Consider the following 750-nt stretch of genomic DNA (forward strand, 5'->3'; position numbering starts at 1 on the left):
TTCCGTGTAATTACTCAACCCGCCTTGAACACGGAAATCCTGACACCCCCGTTTGATGATTCGCGCTGCCACGGGCCGGCGTGTCGTGCAGAGGCAAAGCCTTGTAGCGTAACCGCTCGTCCATGTGGACAACCGGGCCGCACATCACTCGCAACGCTGTGAACCAAACTGACGAGCGCGTTGTGGATATGCTCTTCCCAAGTCACTCGAAGCACTGTGGGCGTCGAAATTGAGAAGATTCGACGAGCGGCGATGCGCCCACCATCGTGACGGATGTGGATATCCCGATCCGAAAGGACATCAAACCCTGTGGATCCGAACAAGAAAATCCGGCTCACGTGGTACGCGTCGCACCAAGATTCCACGGTGTGGACAACGACCACAAAAGCAAACCCAAACGCTGTGCATCGGAATCGACGATATGAGCGCTTTCAAGCCACCGAAAGACTACACCCCACGAGCCTGACAACGGCATCCACCCGCAGCCGCACCCCGAGCCGCCCGGCTCAAGTCTGCTGATCCAGCGCCCGCACGACGGCCTTCTCCTCGAGACTATCCGCCGGCCCGACCACCGCGAAGTTGAGCCCGTTCACCGACCCATATCGCGCCAGCAGCGGACCGTCCACGCGTTGCCCGGCCGGCAGCAGCCGGCGCGACGATTCCGCGGGCCGGACATAGAAGCTCAGCGTTCGCCCCGCATTGGCCTGACCCCATAGGGTGGTCCGGTTTCAATCTTAGTTCATGATCGGC

Annotated in this window: 1 pseudogene; it reads right to left on the reverse strand. The window is 60.4% G+C overall.

From position 1 onward, the window contains the following. Nucleotides 1-506: 506 nt before the first annotated feature. Nucleotides 507-701: pseudogene (locus tag ACSHSS_RS30285) on the reverse strand (anti-sigma factor); the annotation flags it as partial. Nucleotides 702-750: the final 49 nt, after the last annotated feature.

The sequence above is a fragment of the Burkholderia sp. BC1 genome, from assembly GCF_052683555.1.